The organism is Aedoeadaptatus coxii (assembly GCF_001553115.1).
Taxonomy (GTDB): domain Bacteria; phylum Bacillota; class Clostridia; order Tissierellales; family Peptoniphilaceae; genus Aedoeadaptatus; species Aedoeadaptatus coxii.
This window is the reverse complement of record NZ_KQ960183.1, coordinates 43,927-60,149: the sequence shown is the minus strand read 5'-3', so window position 1 is coordinate 60,149 and position 16,223 is coordinate 43,927. Positions and strand designations below refer to the sequence as shown.

Here is a 16,223-nt window from a genome sequence, read left to right as displayed (position 1 = left end):
AGCTTTATATAAACCTTTTACACGAGAGAATAAAAATAATATATAAAAGAAAGTAGGCTATAACTATTCACACCATACAAAATGCGTATATTAAGCCATTTAAGTGTTAAGTCAAGTGTAAATAGTCATGTCTTTTTGTAGTTTAGTGTATGCACTTTTCATTAATTAAGAAAAACTTTTTTCTATACAATCATCTTTATTTAGCCTATAAATGCTACACTAAGATGCATTTATAAAAAGTCGTCTTCCGACTCCATTAAATCATTGATGGTTATACCGCCCCATTCAATTCCCCTATTTGTCCTTTTCTTTTCATAACCTTCTGCTATAAGGGCTCGTGAAAAATCTCTATTGTTCCTAATGTATTCTCCATTTGAACCAGCCCACTCACGATAAACTTGATATAACCTTGCACTCATTTCTTTATAATTTGTTCCTTTTATGCATTTATCTGAAATAAAATGGTTTATCCAATCATTCTCTTCCTTATATAATCTTTTAGCATCATCTACAACATTACACTTTGGATATTTAAAGCCTGCATCTATATATTCTTTTGCTCCTTCAATCATCCACTGTAGAATTGCCCCACCTGCTTTTTCTAGAAGCTTATCTATATAGTCTGTCTTAGGATTTTTAATGGCAACAGAAAATGGAGCCACCACAATTCTTCTCCAGGTTCCTCGATCATTAGAACCCACCTTTGGTAGATGATTTGTATAGAGAATAGTAGAATGCGTTGGCGTAAATGAAAAGGGTGCATAGTATTTTCTTTCTGCTGAAATATCATCAACACTTGCTATCTGCTTTAACATAGAACTTGACAGTCTTTGACCCTCTTCTGTTTCAGAGGCTAGAATAAATCTCTTACCACATAACTCTGCAAGATCAACCTTCACATTCTTCGCTCTTGTTGTTAAAGACTCAGCTGGAATTTTACCTGCATAGTCTCCAAGAACGTGAGCCTCTGAATTAAAGACTGTAGACTTCCCATTTCCTCCATCTCCGTAAGCTATAAGGAGTGCTTCTTCATAAACATGACCTATTAATGTCGACCCTGCATGGAACTTTAAGAAATTAATAAACTCATCATCTCCACCAGTTACATCCCTTAAAGTAGCTATCCACATATCCATATTATCCTTACTTGGAGCTAGGGCAGTAATCTTCGTGCAATAGTAAGACGGGTCATGCTCTTTTATTTCACTTGTTTTTAAATCAATAACTCCAACAGGTGTATTTAAAATAAAAGCATCTGCATCAAGTTTTTCATTTTTAACTTCTAACAAAGACTTAGCTAGTTTTAATATTCCAGATACTTTTCCGTGGTCGTTCATTTTTTTAGCAAAATTGAGATAAGCTTTTGCAGTATTTACTTTTAATTTTGCTTGTGCCTTTTCTTCCTTATTTCCCATCATTTCAGCATCTGCTAATTCTTGATAGGTCTCTTTAAATTCAATGCTTGCATTTTCTAAAACTTTTTTGGCAGTCTCCATATAAAGACTCATTACTTTTAGCTCAGAATCTTCCCATTTCTTGCCCGTCCAATAAAGCCAGCCTTGAGATATGGTGTAGATAGCTTTATTTTTGTTGTGCTTAGTAAAGATTTCAGCCATTGCTATATCTGTAAGTTTCTCTGGCTTATATTCCTCATATCTTTCATTGTATTCTTCAGGTGGCACATAATCTTCACATGCTGATACTTTTTTATAGAACTTACAAGCTGACCTCCATATTTGTTCCAGTTCATCATCTGGAAGTGGTGGTGAACAAAGACTAGCTTTTTTATCAAATAGTTCTCTCGCCTCATCTGTATTTCCATATCGAATTAGAACCCTACCAGCAAAATGGTTCATAGTTGAATTTCTAGAGCCTTGCTGAATCAAGTCTTGAGAATTATCAAAATCCTCAAAGTCATCTTTTAGAATATCAGTTATATATTTCCTTCCCCTAACTATTTCAACGGCAGGATTCTTAACTCCAAAGAAAAACCTCGCTCCATCTAAAGCATTTCCATCAAAGAAAGTATAAGTCTCTGCCAATTTTTCTTTTAATTCTACATAGTCATCAAGATTTGTAATCTTAGGAATTGGAAAATATATGTGCATTCTTGGTCTTGCAGCTTTTCCATTTTTTTCTTTTCTATGGTTTCTGCTGTAAACTATGGCAAATTTAACTCCATCAAATATTCTCTTTAAGTCATTAGCTGAAATCCAATCATCTGGATTTTCTGAATGGTCATTGTCTATATCCATAGGGACACATTCTGACTCTATAAAATTATCATTGGATCGATAGGAATTTTTATACTTAGCCATTACATGGTCGAAACTCGCAGCTTTCTCAAAAGACCTTACATCTACTGCATTAACCTCATTTGGATAAACACAGTTTGACTCCACTCCTATTAAATTTGAGGTGTATATTTTCAATTAGGATACCTCCTTTATATAGCGAATCTTCATTTTTCTCTTCTCAGCAATCTTTATTTCTTCAGCCATTCCAGGACTTATCTTGTCACCAAAGACCCATACTTCTTCACATTTTCCAAGAAGGACATAATTAAAATGCATGGCAAGTCTTCTCTCACTTTCATCACTCATAAACTGAGGAAATAAAAGATGTGGTGCGATGGGAATATTTCCTTCATCTAAAGCATAGCGAGAATACTTCTGTGCCTTGATTACATTATTTTCTACATCTCCAGAAAATGGACTGCAGATATATACCAGGGGATAGTATCTCTTCTCTGCATTTTTAATTGTTTGATAAGGAGTGGGGTCCTTGCACCCACTCCCGTTGTATAGTTCCTTATTCATAAATATCCCTCATTGTTTCACTACAAGTATTACAGCAAACTTGGGTAGAAACTAAATCCCCCTCTTCCAATACTTCAACTAAATCGACTCGAACTTCTTTTCCGCACTTTGGACAGGTGCAAAATACATTCTCATCATTTATTTCAATGCTTACTTCCATGACATCATTTATTTTTTCTTTAACATAAAACATGAATAAACCTCCTTAGTCTTTCTTATAAAATTCACTTTCAAATCCATCTGCATCTAAGATAAGTCCAGGTGCCCAAATAGGAGCTATGGACATGATTTCATTTATCTCTTCGATACTAGATGAATCACTTTCTATTACAACTTCATCATGAATATGCATGACGATATTAAATCCTTTTTTCTCCAGTCTCATCATAGCTTCAGTTAAAATATCTCTGGCTATTGCTTGAACAATATTTTCTACAAACTTTCCTCCGTAAGATTCTATCTTGTCCCACTTATTTCCTACTACGATTCCTTCATAGACAATTGATTCTCCACCAAATCGATTCATCCCTATTTTTGCCTTTGGATAAGCTAGTCTTCTTTTTGAGGGTAGTTGTATAAAAAGAATGCCTTTTTCATAGCTAATAACTAGGCTCTTATATTCTTCTTTACTTCTAGTCTTTACAACTCTTTTTACGACTGAATCTATATCCCACCACAAGCTTACGATGTTAGGATTAGCCTCTCTCCAAGAATCGACTATTGATTGAAGTTCATCTTCAGATAAACCCATCTCAATACCACCCATTGCTTTAAGAGCACCTAAGGCTCCTTGGTAGCCACAGTTGTGAACTAATTTCCCTGATACGGTAAAACGGTTATTCTTTCCGGCATTTCGTATATCATAAAGTCTAGTCTTGCTTCTATACCTTTCCAATTTTTTCTTTTCTCGAATACAGCTAATTCTGCATCTTCTATAATTTCGTCTCGGCTTAATCCTTTTGAAAGTTTCCTTATAACAACACTTCGTGCATAAGGCCAGTATTTTTGATGAAATTCTGTTAATACAGTATTTCTCTTGTTCGAAGCATTCTCTATACGAGTCGCAAATCTTAAGTTGCCTCTTTCGTAATGCCCATTGTTGTCTATTCTGTCTATTTCTAGTTCTCTTTTTGGCAATCCAAATCTTTCTATTAAATAAAGACCTGCCTCTAGAATTGATGGAAACTTGAATTTTATTCCTCTTTCTCCATAGTTTTTGAACTCTGGATCTTTTGGGTTGGTACACCTTTGCTTTGCTGCTGTTAGCCTTCTGTCCAACCATCGTGGAATTTGTCTTGTCTGGGAGCAAGCTTGACATCCTTTTGACCTTCCTGTTGTTAAATTTCCCCTGTCTTGCCATTGAATGCTTCCACAGCCTTGACATCTTGTGAGGACATAACAAGAATTCCAGTTTTTCGCCCATCTTTTTTCTGGGCTTATAATCTTCACCCACCCGTATTGTTCTCCTACCATCTCCTGATTGTAGGAGATGTGCTCCGCTGGTGGCAGCTTCTCCAAATTGTATTGGCTTTTCTTGCCCCTCGATCCATACGATATGGTCTTTTGTTGCTCTAAGCCCATCATATTCAATCACTTCTCCTATCCCCTTATATATAACTCCATCATGTGAAACCCAGTTTTCTCCATCCCATAATTTATGAGCTTTTGTAAGTTTTTCTATAGGAACTAACCCCTTATCTGTAAGAACCAACTCGCCTTCAGCAATACAAGCTAACGTCGCTATCTTTCCTTTTTGTCTAAGATGACCATTAACTCCATGCTTTTCAACTGGAACGCCAAACATCCTCGATGCTGTTCTGCAATAGATATCTTCTCCATTTTTAAAGGCATCCAGTACCCATTGTTCCCCTGCAAGCCATGCAAGGACACGGGCCTCTATTGCTGAAAAGTCTGAAATAATAAACCTGGTGCCTTCTTTTGCTATAAAGGCTGTCCTTATTAGTTGGGATAAAATATCAGAGGGCGATTCATATAGAATCTCCATAGTTTCGTAATCTCTATTTTTTACAAGACTCCTAGCTAGTTCTAAATCTTTTAGATTATTTCTTCTTAAGTTTTGAACTTGAATAAGTCTGCCTGAATATCTGCCAGTTCTGTTTGCCCCATAAAATTGGATCAGACCTCTTGCTCGATTATCTTTTCCTTTTACATTTTTCATAGCATCGTATTTTCTTACTGAAGACTTAGATAATTCTTGTCTAAGTTCCAATACCTCTTTAATATTACCTTCAGCATTTTTAAGAGCAGACTCTACGTCTTTTTTAGCTAATGAATCTATCTCTAAGTCTTTATTATTTAGCCATTCTTTTAGTTGTAAGGGAGAATTTGGATTTTCAAGACCAGTTAGTTCTATGGCTCTGTCCATATTCTCTTCTCGTAATATTTCATCAAATTTAATAGCTGAATCAACTAAAACTTCATCAATCAAAATCCCTCTATCATTGATGTTCTGGTCTGTCCAGTAGTTTTCCCATTCTGAATGAGGCATAGAGAATGCTGATAATTTTTTCTTAATCGCCATTTCTGTTTCCACATCTCTTCGGTTATATTCCTTAAAGGTAGACCACTTTTCTAAATCGTGATGTGGTAGATTTCTTTCCCTCATACCATTTGTCTTAGTTGGTTTACATGGAATAGAAAAATATCTTATAAGAGCCTTGCCTTCATTCATCTTTTGCTTATCTAGTTTTAAAACCTCTCCTACTTTTTCAAGCGATAGAGGTAGACCAAGATAGGCTGACCAAATCATAGTGCAGTACCAACCTTGAGGTTTTAATCTCTCTCCAAGAAATTTTGATAAACACACCCTTTCAAAATTTGCATTAAAGGCCCACTTTTCTATACTTTCATCACTAAGTGCTGCTAATATTTCTTCAGGAATAATCTCTCCACTTGCCAAATCTATGACCTTAACTTCTCCATCATCTATAGAATAGGCAAAAAGGAGGATTTCAAAATCCTCACTCTCGGCATATTTGTATACACCACTTTTGCCTAAATCAACTGAAGAATAGGTCTCAAGATCTATGGACAATTTCTTCATAGCTATCACTAAGCTTTGTTAATTCTGCTAAATTATTTTTTCTATCTTCTTTTATTTGTTTTTCTATTTTTCTGATATCTCTATCTAGTTCTTTTAGTTGAGCTTGTAAAAATCCAAGCTTATACCATAAAAAGGACCAAATAGCTAAAACTATTGCTGTAATTAAATAGTCCATTTCTACCTCCTATGCTAAGAAATCTTCGTCATCATCGTCCATAGCATCGAAGTCATCTGCTGCATTAGACCTATTTCCTAGAGGTTGACCATCTCTTAGCTTTTGAATATTTCCAAGCCCAACCGCTACGCCCTTATTGCCATTTACATTGTAGGCATAGAAGTTAAGGGATACCCTTGCATAAACCCCTGAGTAGACTTCACTTCTATCAAGAATAGGTTCTACATTTCTATCTACAATTTGAGGTGCTGTCATAGAGTTGGCATTTAAGAAATATGCATCAGCATATGCTTTATCATCTTTTTCTGTGTCACCATCTCTTAATGGAAGTTTGATAGCTTTCTTATTAGGTTTTTTCCCATTGAATTTAGAAAGTCCTTCATCAATAGCAGCATCTACTGCCTTTTCAATCTTCTCAATTGTCTTTTGGTCGCTCTTTGGGATAATGACAGATACTGAGTATCTTTCTTTACCACCATTGATTGACTTTGGTTCCCAGACATTTGCATAAGATAATCTAACCTCACCTGTAATTACTTTTGTTTTATTTATATTTGACATATTATTTACCTCCGAATTCTTCTTTAACATTGTCAATTTTTACTTCCTCTCGTTTGTCTCTAATGCTTACTAAGGTTAACTTTCCTTTTGGTTTTTCTAATAAGTCGGTGATATTTTCATCAAAGACTTTCTTACCTAGTAACTTAGTCATAGCTGTGATGCCAAGTAACTTCTCTTCAAAGGGGTTAAATCCCAGTTCTTTTACTTTGTTTATAACTTCATCTTCATCTCGGTATTTCCTATTAGACCTACCTTCGACAAGTTTTAGGTCCTTCCATCTATGGCCCTTCATTGCTTTTTCTAAAGCGTAAGCCTTGATATCTTTGACCCATTGTTCCAGTTCGTCTAATCTTGGTAGGATTTCTTCAATTTCATCGTCAGATAGTTCTGGTGGTAGGGTAAATTCCTCTTGTGCCAGTTTTAGGTTTTCTTCCGCTCTTTTCCTGCATTTATTCTTAGCTTTGCAGAAGATACACCATTCTCCACAAGAGAATTCTCCTTCGCCTATATATGCTTTCTCAGCAATCTCTCGTATGGTTTCTCCCCACTCATAAAGTTCTATCTTCTTGATTTCATAAGTTGAGATATTGCATCTTCTTGGTTGATAGATATGAAGAACTACTTTCTCGATATCATAAATTCCATCGAAGAGAGTCAAAGCACCAAGTCCATATAACATGAGTTGTGAATTCTCTTTAGCATCTACTAAAACTCCCTAACCATACTTTAGATCTATTACATGAAGTTCTTTTTCTCCAACAACTACACAGTCAGCAGTTCCAAAGGACTCCTTAACATATTCTGAAAGGTCAAGCCTTTCTTCAACAAAGACGGCTGAGCTTTCGTATCTACTTATTACTTCTGTTACATATGATGCATATCCTTCGGTTAACTCATCCATTTCTTCATCATAAAAATCCAAATCATCAGTAGGATCTTTAACATCTATGCCTAATAAATTCTTTAGTTTATATTCTGCTAGGGCATGAGCTGAGGTGCCTTCAAGTGCATAAGGACTAACCTCATCCTCATATTTTTGAGAAAGCCTAACGCTTGGTGGACAGTGAATCCATCTATTAGAAGATGATGCTGATAAAATAGCATGAGCACTCATTACAACTTCTCCACATCTGCTACCAAGTCTTTATAGTTACTTGGATCAATCTCAGATAATTTTTTAGCCCCATACTTTTCTAAGAGTTCTCTTATCTTTGCTGTATGACCTAATCTTGATTTGTCGGCTAGTATCTTTCTAACATCTTCAATCTCATAAATCTTTTCGTTCTGATTTACTTTTTCTTCCTTTTTAGGAACTTCCTCATTACTTTCTAAAGCTGTGAGAAGGACACCTATACTAGATGCAAGATTCTCTGCATCTTCTTTGATTTCCATTAGTAGCTTTATTCTTGACACTTTTTTCTCCTTTCTCGATTTCTCTAACATCCACTGAATCAACTGTCATCCCAGGGTCTAATAGATAAATTTGTCTGTAGCCTCCAAACAAAAATTTTATTAATCTGTTTGGAATTTTTCCGACTGCACCTTTAAGGACATTTGTCTTTTGTCCTTTCTCATTTGTTACATTGATGATTATTTTGTGCCTCATGTTTGCCTCCTTTCTGAAAGGGTCATCTCCCTTACAAATCACAGGCAAAGAAAAAGGACGAGTTTTTAACCTCGTCCTAAAATATTTAAAAATTATTTTTGATTGTTTCTTTTGCCTTATCCAAATGTTTCTTAACCGCAGCTGAAGATATATTCATTAAATCTGCAATTTCTGACTGCTTGTATCCATCCACAAACATCAACTTGATTACTAATCGCTGTTTATCCGTTAATAAAGAAAGTACATCTTCCATATGCTCCGACCATTCAAATTCTTCATTCATGTCTTTGGATTTAATAGTTGCTATTAATCTTTTATCGGGATCAATATCCCCATCGTTATCGAAATCAAGAGATAAGTTATAGTTCCTTGGGAATCTTTCCTCTACTTCTCCTTTTAACAAATCCTCATTAGGTTCGTATCCATGACTCTTTTTAAAGTCGCTTATAAATTCTTGTTTCCACGCATCTATTTCAGCTTTCTCTTCTTTAGTTCGTTCAGGTCTTAGATTCTTGTTGTTATAGTAAACTTCACTGTCGTCTAAAGCATGTAGTTTTTTGATGTCCACTTCTGTTATCCCATCTTTTCCTGGTTTTAGTTCCACTTTTGTTTCATCTGCAAACCTATAAACATACGTGGTTCTTTCGTCCGATCTAGTCTTTCTAATTTTCAAAATATTCCTCGCTTTCTTGCCCGATAGCAAGGAGCGAGAAATACAAATTTTACCTACAGTTTATGGAGCATAGTTGTCTTTCACCTAAAAAAGGCTATAAGAAACTAGAGGTACTCCATATACTTCTTTCAAAATTGATTGAAATTAGTTTATATGTGTATCTCACGCCCTTATAGCTAATCAGGCTTGATATAATTTGTAATAAAAAAAGCCTAATTCATCCGTTAAGATAAATTAGGCCGTCTTGCAGCTCTTAAAAATTTATGCTGATTTTTTGTAACTCTTTATGTCGTACTCTGTTTTATCTATTCTTTTAACTAAGGTGATACATCCACCTCTAGCTAGTTCAATACTTTGTCCGACTTCAAGTCTAACTTTAATTTCTTGTTTTTTATAGATATTTTGTAATATCCCAGTTTCTGCTTCAATTTTACAAATAAGTTTATTATTTGCATCTTTTACTTCTTGAATTTCTTTAATAGGCATCTTCCTTTCTTTATATTTTAGCTTGTGATAAAATAACTTCTTTCTTGTTGTTGATTTAATGGAACGCTCAACTTAAAAAAATATAGAAGTTATCTCGTTCCATCTATTCAACATAAATTATACCACATGTGTTGATTGCATGCAACACTTGTGCTATAATATTATTATAAGGAGGAAGTTTATGAAAGACACTTTGGGAAAGGTTATATCCAATAGACGTGAAGAGCTAGGCATCTCTCAGCGTGAATTGGCAAAAAAAGTAAAAATTAGTAATTCTACTGTTTCGAGAATTGAAAACGACGATAAAATAACTCCAGATAATAACACTCTTAAGGCTATATCTGAAGTTCTACAAATCGACTATAACTATCTGCTTGCCTTAAATAAGCAAATAGATGATGAACCAGAAATTCGTATTATTCAGAGAGCAGCAAGAAACATGGATCAAGGAAAAAAAGAAGAGATGTTAAAGGTATTAAAGAAGCATTTTGAAGAAGAATTTGGCAGTGCAGATGGAGATATGCAATAGTGAGGTATACTCCAGATTATAAGATTTCCCTAGAGAAATCATATGAATTATTGGAAGATGCCGATATCTCTGAAATTCCTGTTGATTTAAATAAAATTATTGATTGCTTTAGCAATGAAATCAGTGTAAAAACTTACTCTGAATATATGAATGATGCTAACTGTTCTTTACAAGATGTGATTGATTTTTTCGATAGTAATTTAGGCGCCTGTAGTTATAGACCCGATACAAATAAGTATATTATTTATTATAATGACGTGGATAAAACTGAAAACTGGATTAGATTTACCATAGCTCATGAACTAGGACATATTTTTATTGGCCATCACCAAATGTATGGTGTTGATGTTCTGTCCAGAAAAGGTGTTAGTAAGAATAAATACGAAGAACTTGAAAAAGAAGCAAATAATTTTGCTAGAAATCTATTATCACCAGCACCTCTTGCTGAACAAGTTGTTGTGTTTGAAAAAAAGAAAAATCCTAGCACACTATCGGATTTATTTAGCATAACAGTCCGAGCTGCTGAAGTTAGATTACAATATATTTCAAGAGACTTAAGAGATTTTTCTAATTCTATGCTTTCTTTTTTTAAAAACACATTTAATCCTCTCAGTATATATTGCCCTGAATGCGGAATGGAACATGAAAAAGAAGCAGACTATTGTGTTAATTGTGGTTCCAAGTCTTTGGCCTTTGGTTTTAAATATCAACCTTTAACTGATGGTATAGATTCTACTAAATATGATACGTGTATTATTTGTGGTTATAGAAACTCTAATCGCAATGCAAAATTCTGTCCAATTTGTGGAGTTCCCATATCTAACACTTGTTCAAATAATAAGGATCACAATGTTAAATTAACCGATTATTACTGCTCAACGTGTGGAAGCACTACTACAATGAAAGACCATATAAAAGAAAATAACCAGGAAAGAGGTGAGATAGATATGATTTATGATGATGGTGTAGAATTTGATGAATCAACAATGAAAGTAAAAATTTGTCCTAAATGCGGAAATGAAGAATTTAGTGATAATGCATTGTTTTGCAAAATATGTGGAACTAACTTATATAATGATTGTGAAGGAATTCATACTCAGAATTTTAATGGTTTTGATGATATTGTTGAAATACATCATAACCCAAGTAATGCCAGATACTGCGAAACTTGTGGGGCTAAAACAATATTTTTTATAGATGGAATCTTATGCGACCACAGTGAATACAATAAAAATTTTACTGATGATTCTAATTCAGGATTTGATTTTCCAAGTGATGACCAGCTTCCTTTCTAACTAAAAGAACTAGCCTATTTATTTTTGGCTAGCTCTTTTTTTATATTTTATATGTCTATTCTGTCCACTCTCCTATAAATATCTATTCTGTCTACACACCCCTAAGATTTTTACTATTAATATATTCCCACAAGGTGTTTTTCTAATAGAGAAATGGCTTTTAGGATTTCTTCTAAAACCCCAAAAGCCATTGATTTCAACAGTCTTATATCCTGTTATCTTATTTTCTTGACATCAATACTACAGTCTCCACGTGTGCCGTTCTCGGGAATTGGTCCACGGCCTCCAGGTGTTCCACTTTGTATCCGCTCGCTTCGAGGATTTCGATGTCTCTTTTTTGCGTCACGGGATTGCAGCTGATGTAAAGGATGCGGGGGGCGTTTAATGCGGCCAGTTTGTCGATGGCTTTCGGATGGATGCCGTCGCGAGGCGGATCCACGACGAGGAGATCGGGGCGCGTGGTAAGGGTATCGATAAGCTCCAGTACGTCGCCGGCGAGGAAGCGTGCGTTTTCGATGCCGTTGGCTTTTGCCGCGCGATTGGCATCCTCCACGGCGGATTCCACGATTTCGATGCCGATAACTTCTTTCGCTTCCTGCGCGAGGATTTGACCGATGGTTCCCGTGCCGGAATATAAATCGTAGACCACGCCTTTTTCTCTACCGGCCAGGGCGCGGGCTTTTTCGTAAATTAATTTCGCCGTATCGGGATTGGGTTGGAAGAAAGAAAAGGGCGCGATTTGAAAGTTTAAATCCAACAGACGCTCTTCCAAATAATCATCCCCTTCCAGGCGAAGAATTTTCTCCGGTTTAATGGCGTCGGCCCAATCGTCTGAAATGGTGTGATAAATGCTGGCGATGGTGCCTTTGAGGTTTAAGCTTTGCAAGAATGTAACAAAATCGTCTTCATCCACAGGATCCGACGTGGTCACCAAGTTCACGAGGTACGTATCCGTGGCGCGGGCATGGCGCACCACGAGGTAACGCAGGGTGCCCTCGTGGCACATGCGATGATAAAAGGGCGTGTTACGTTCGCGGAAATAACGCTCCACTTCCGCGCGAATGGTTTCCATATCCTCGGGCACCAGGAGACAACCTGAAGTGGAGACGATGTCGTAAAATCCTTTTTTATGATGAAGGCCGAGGGTTAAGGGTCCTCCCTTTTCCTCGTCGCCGAAAGTGTATTCCATTTTGTTGCGGTAATGGTAGGTTTGAGGCGCCATGGTATAGGGCACGTCCCGGCCATAGAGGTCGTCGAGCATGTCTTTTTTTAGCGCCGACTCCTTTTCGTAGGTCAACGTCTGATACATACAGCCGCCGCAAATGGAAGCGTGGGGGCAATCGGGGGCAGTTTCCATAGGCGACGGCGCCAAGGTTTCCACGATTTTTCCCTTTTTATTGTTTGCACGATTGCGCGTGATGCGCACGCCTACTTTTTGTCCGGGCAAACCGCCTTTTACGTGAATCTCTGTGCCGTCTTCCGTTTTTACTACGGAACGATTGGGAAAATGACGCTCTACAATCTCGCCTTCTCTATACTTTTTTGCCATAATGCCTCCTTTTCTGTTGCCCATATTATACCATGGATGGGTGAACTACCTTTATGAGGGTAAGTATTTACCGGTGATATTATGTTTAATTTTGACAATTCTTACGAAAGGCTGCCCGGTGCTTTTTTCCGCAAGGTGGATCCCACGCCGGTAGCGCAGCCTTCTTTTTTTATAACCAATCCTTCGTTCGCCGAGGCGTTGGGTTTAGACCCCGATGAACTTTTTTCTAATGAGGGGCTAAATGTTTTAAGCGGCAATAAGATGCCGGAGGGGGCGTCGTCCATCGCCATGGCCTATATGGGCCACCAGTTCGGCTACCCTGCCATCTTAGGCGACGGCCGCGCTATTTTAATCGGCGAGCAGATCACGCCCAATGGCGAGCGCCGCGATATTCAGCTGAAGGGCGCCGGCCGCACGGATTTTTCCAGGGGCGGCGACGGGCGCGCGTGTCTCGGCCCCATGATCCGCGAATATATCATGAGCGAGGCCATGTACGCTTTAGGCGTGCCCACGACCCGCGCTCTCGCCGTGGTAAAGACGGGGCAGCCCGTCTATCGGAGCCAAGAGGAAGAGGGCGCCGTTTTGACCCGGGTGGCGTCGAGCCATTTGCGTGTCGGCACTTTCGAATGGATTGCGAATATGGAGGGCGGCGATGTGGAAGCTCTTTTGGATTACGCCATCCGCCGTCACGATCCCGATCTCGCCGATTCGCCGGACAGGGCTTACAACTTTTTATGCCGGGTCGCCGAACGCCAGGGGAACCTCATCGCCCAATGGATGGCTTTGGGTTTTGTTCACGGCGTCATGAACACGGACAATATGACGATCTCCGGAGAAACCATCGACTACGGGCCCTGCGCTTTTTTAGATGTCTTCGACCCGAAGACGGTGTTCAGCTCCATCGATCACTTCGGCCGCTATCGCTTTGAAAATCAAGGGCAGATCGGCATTTTTAATTTAGATAAATTGGGGGATGCCCTTTTCAATCTTTTAGATAAAGATCCTGCCCGTGCAGACGAAAAAAAGAAAAGCGCCCTCAACCATTACGCCCGCACGTTTGAGACCGCTTATGTTAAAAAGATGGGCGAAAAATTGGGCTTTAAGAATATTTCCAAAGAGGACGAACCTATGATTCGGGAGTTCCTCTCCATTCTCTACGACGACACGCTGGATTACACGGAGGCTTTTTTACGCATCACTTACGGCGATCAAAAAGAAAAGTGGTCGCCCGCTTTTCGTGGATTTTACGAAAAGCTCGCGGAAAAAACCGGCGAGGAAGGGCAAGCTCTCCGTTTAAAAACGAATCCGGCAATTATTCCGAAAAATTATTTGGTGGAGCGGGCCATTCAGGAAGCGGAAGAAGGTGACAGCAACTTTTTGTTCCAGTTTCTTGATCTCTTAAAAAATCCCTTCGCCCACAGCGAGGCGCAAAAGGCGCTACGCACCGCGCCGGGCATTCCTCATTACAAAACCTTCTGCGGCACCTAATGGTACGTTTCGGCGAGGGATTCTTCTATGGTACAATAAAGAAAATATAAAAAAGGATCTGACGCTATGAATTACGAACTGGGCATTGTGGGCGGCATGGGGCCTTTGGCCACCTCCGTTTTATTCGATTACATCGTCCGCCACACGGCCGCTACTAAAGACCAAGACCATATTAACGCCCTCATTTTAAATCACTCCACGCTCCCCGATCGAACGGATGTAATTTTACACGGCAAGGACGAAGATTTCCTCGACGCCGTCAAGGGCGACTTCGATATTTTAAATGATTTAAACGTTCCCCTGATCGCCTTCCCCTGCAACACGGGCCATTATTTTTTCGACGCCATGTCGAAAATGGCGAAGGGCAAGATCATCAACATGATCGACGAGACTCTCGCCCGTTGTAAGGAAATGGGCGCAAAGAGCGTGGCCGTCTTCGCAACAGAAGGCACGCGCGCCACAAAGCTTTACGATCACTACGCCACTTTCCACGATCTCTGGGTGATCTACCCGACGGCGGAAGAGCAGGCGACGATTACGCGGATTATTTACGATGTAAAGGAGCTGGGCAAGACCCGCTTCCCCGAAATGGACGCCCTTCTCGACAAGTACACGGAAGATGCCGTAGTGATTTTAGCGTGCACGGAGCTTTCCACTTTGGGCATCGAAAGGGAACATGTGGTGGATACCACTCAGGTTTTAGGGGACGCTATTATTAAACGCTGCGGAAGAGAGAGGATGTAATGGAATTTACTTCGATTATTTTAGGAACGGATATTAACGCTTACGGCGTGGCGCGCTCACTCCACGAAGCCTACGGCGTGTGTTCCCACGCATACGGCGTCAAGCCTTTGCGCTTTACGAGGGCATCGAAAATTGTCGACGTGGAAGTTCACGAGGATTTCGACACGGACGAAGGTTTTTTGCGCACGTTAAAAAAGGTGGCGGAGCGTTTTCAAGGCGAAAAGCCCCTTCTCCTCACCTCCTGCTCCGACGGCTACACCGCCCTTATTGCCAAGCATAAAAAGGCGTTGGAAGAGGATTTCGTCTTTAATTACATCGATTACGATCTTCAACAAAAGCTGGAAAATAAAATCGACTTTTACGCTATCTGCGAAGAATACGGATTGGATTACCCGGCGACGAAGATTATTTCCAAAGAAACGAAAGACAATTTGGATTTAGGCTTCACCTTCCCCGTGGGCCTCAAAGCTAACGACAGTATCGAATTTGTGCACATGCACTTCGAGGGTAAAAAGAAGTTTTATAAAATCGACGATGCCGCGGAGTTAAAGCGCGTAGTCAATTTAATTTACGACGCCGGCTACATCGGCGAGTTGATCGTGCAGGATTTTATCCCCGGCAATTCTTCCGCCATGTTCGTCCTAAACGCTTATGTGGATAGCAGGGGCGAGGTCACCATGATGTGCCTGGGTAAATGCCTTTTAGACGAATGTCTCCCCTACGAAATCGGCAATTACAACGCCCTTTTAACCATCGGCGACGACGCCCTTTACGATCAGTACACCCGCTTTTTAAAGGCCATCGGCTACAGGGGATTCGCCAATTTCGACTTGAAATACGATGTGCGGGATCAAAAGTATAAGGTCTTTGAAATCAATATTCGCCAAGGCCGCTCCTCATTTTACATGACCGCCGGAGGCTGCAATTTTATGCGCTATCCCGTAGAGGATCTCATCGAGAACAAAGCACTCGCCCCTCATTACCACGACGAACGTGGACTTTGGCTTTTCGTCGATCCTTCCGTGCTTCGAAAATACGGCAGCAAAGAGGACAAGGAACTTATCGAAACCTATTTAAAGAAGGGCTTTAAATTTACCCAATGGTACGAAAAAGACCGCTCCCTTCCCCGCTATTTAGATTATATGCGCCGCCGCCTCTCCACGAGGAAATATTATCCGCAGTACGAGCCGGCGCGGCAAAACGATTAAAAAAAGAGCATGCCCTTAAAGGCGTG

The 16,223-nt window shown here is 39.2% G+C and carries 16 protein-coding genes and 1 pseudogene; 5 read left to right on the top strand and 12 right to left on the bottom strand.

Features of this window, described 5'->3' with window-relative positions; all coding sequences use genetic code 11:
* Positions 1-230 precede the first annotated feature (230 nt).
* From HMPREF1863_RS08520 to HMPREF1863_RS08470, 11 genes and pseudogenes are all read right to left on the bottom strand, one after another.
* Entirely contained in the window at positions 231-2,432 is a 2,202-nt protein-coding gene (locus HMPREF1863_RS08520; protein WP_068370064.1) for a phage/plasmid primase, P4 family, read from the bottom strand.
* Positions 2,433-2,819 (bottom strand): DUF7768 domain-containing protein, encoded by a 387-nt coding sequence (locus HMPREF1863_RS08515; RefSeq protein WP_068370061.1) that lies wholly within the window; start codon positions 2,817-2,819, stop codon positions 2,433-2,435.
* Positions 2,812-3,012: a hypothetical protein gene (locus HMPREF1863_RS08510; RefSeq protein ID WP_009431911.1), complete on the bottom strand. Its 201-nt coding sequence runs from the start codon at positions 3,010-3,012 to the stop codon at positions 2,812-2,814. Before HMPREF1863_RS08510 ends, HMPREF1863_RS08515 begins: the two co-directional genes overlap by 8 nt.
* A gap of 12 nt (positions 3,013-3,024) precedes the next feature.
* Entirely contained in the window at positions 3,025-5,883 is a 2,859-nt protein-coding gene (locus tag HMPREF1863_RS08505; RefSeq protein ID WP_068370058.1) for a DNA polymerase, read from the bottom strand.
* Positions 5,858-6,058, bottom strand: a complete 201-nt coding sequence (locus HMPREF1863_RS08500; RefSeq protein ID WP_002834902.1) for a hypothetical protein — start codon at positions 6,056-6,058, stop codon at positions 5,858-5,860. Before HMPREF1863_RS08500 ends, HMPREF1863_RS08505 begins: the two co-directional genes overlap by 26 nt.
* A 9-nt stretch (positions 6,059-6,067) precedes the next feature.
* Positions 6,068-6,619, bottom strand: coding sequence for a DUF2815 family protein (locus HMPREF1863_RS08495; RefSeq protein ID WP_094208053.1), 552 nt, complete (start codon positions 6,617-6,619; stop codon positions 6,068-6,070).
* 1 nt (position 6,620) lies between these two features.
* Positions 6,621-7,733, bottom strand: a pseudogene (locus HMPREF1863_RS08490) (DUF2800 domain-containing protein).
* On the bottom strand, positions 7,733-8,011 hold the full coding sequence (locus HMPREF1863_RS08485) for a hypothetical protein (RefSeq protein WP_192867038.1): 279 nt from the start codon (positions 8,009-8,011) through the stop codon (positions 7,733-7,735). Before HMPREF1863_RS08485 ends, HMPREF1863_RS08490 begins: the two are co-directional and overlap by 1 nt.
* A complete protein-coding gene (locus tag HMPREF1863_RS08480; protein ID WP_068370048.1) occupies positions 7,974-8,225 on the bottom strand; it encodes a hypothetical protein in 252 nt (83 codons plus the stop codon). Before HMPREF1863_RS08480 ends, HMPREF1863_RS08485 begins: the two co-directional genes overlap by 38 nt.
* A gap of 85 nt (positions 8,226-8,310) precedes the next feature.
* Positions 8,311-8,898, bottom strand: a complete 588-nt coding sequence (locus HMPREF1863_RS08475; RefSeq protein WP_068370045.1) for an RNA polymerase sigma factor — start codon at positions 8,896-8,898, stop codon at positions 8,311-8,313.
* Between the two features lie 261 nt (positions 8,899-9,159).
* Positions 9,160-9,384, bottom strand: a complete 225-nt coding sequence (locus HMPREF1863_RS08470) for a hypothetical protein (protein ID WP_019117877.1) — start codon at positions 9,382-9,384, stop codon at positions 9,160-9,162.
* Between the two features lie 181 nt (positions 9,385-9,565).
* Between HMPREF1863_RS08470 and HMPREF1863_RS08465 the strand changes: the two genes are divergently transcribed.
* Both HMPREF1863_RS08465 and HMPREF1863_RS08460 read left to right on the top strand, forming a co-directional pair.
* Entirely contained in the window at positions 9,566-9,913 is a 348-nt protein-coding gene (locus HMPREF1863_RS08465) for a helix-turn-helix domain-containing protein (protein WP_068370042.1), read from the top strand.
* On the top strand, positions 9,913-11,208 hold the full coding sequence (locus HMPREF1863_RS08460) for a double zinc ribbon domain-containing protein (protein WP_068370039.1): 1,296 nt from the start codon (positions 9,913-9,915) through the stop codon (positions 11,206-11,208). The genes HMPREF1863_RS08465 and HMPREF1863_RS08460 overlap by 1 nt, the downstream gene beginning before the upstream one ends.
* Before the next feature lie 220 nt (positions 11,209-11,428).
* Here the strand turns inward: HMPREF1863_RS08460 and rlmD are convergent, their stop codons facing one another.
* On the bottom strand, positions 11,429-12,757 hold the full coding sequence (rlmD, locus tag HMPREF1863_RS08455; RefSeq protein WP_068370036.1) for a 23S rRNA (uracil(1939)-C(5))-methyltransferase RlmD: 1,329 nt from the start codon (positions 12,755-12,757) through the stop codon (positions 11,429-11,431).
* A gap of 81 nt (positions 12,758-12,838) precedes the next feature.
* Here rlmD and HMPREF1863_RS08450 point away from each other — a divergent pair, with 81 nt between their 5' ends.
* The 3 genes from HMPREF1863_RS08450 to HMPREF1863_RS08440 all read left to right on the top strand — a co-directional run bounded on the left by HMPREF1863_RS08450 (position 12,839) and on the right by HMPREF1863_RS08440 (position 16,197).
* Positions 12,839-14,245: a protein adenylyltransferase SelO gene (locus HMPREF1863_RS08450; RefSeq protein WP_068370033.1), complete on the top strand. Its 1,407-nt coding sequence runs from the start codon at positions 12,839-12,841 to the stop codon at positions 14,243-14,245.
* 66 nt (positions 14,246-14,311) lie between these two features.
* Positions 14,312-14,989, top strand: coding sequence for an aspartate/glutamate racemase family protein (locus HMPREF1863_RS08445; RefSeq protein WP_068370030.1), 678 nt, complete (start codon positions 14,312-14,314; stop codon positions 14,987-14,989).
* Positions 14,989-16,197, top strand: a complete 1,209-nt coding sequence (locus tag HMPREF1863_RS08440; RefSeq protein WP_068370027.1) for a carboxylate--amine ligase — start codon at positions 14,989-14,991, stop codon at positions 16,195-16,197. Before HMPREF1863_RS08445 ends, HMPREF1863_RS08440 begins: the two co-directional genes overlap by 1 nt.
* Positions 16,198-16,223: the final 26 nt, after the last annotated feature.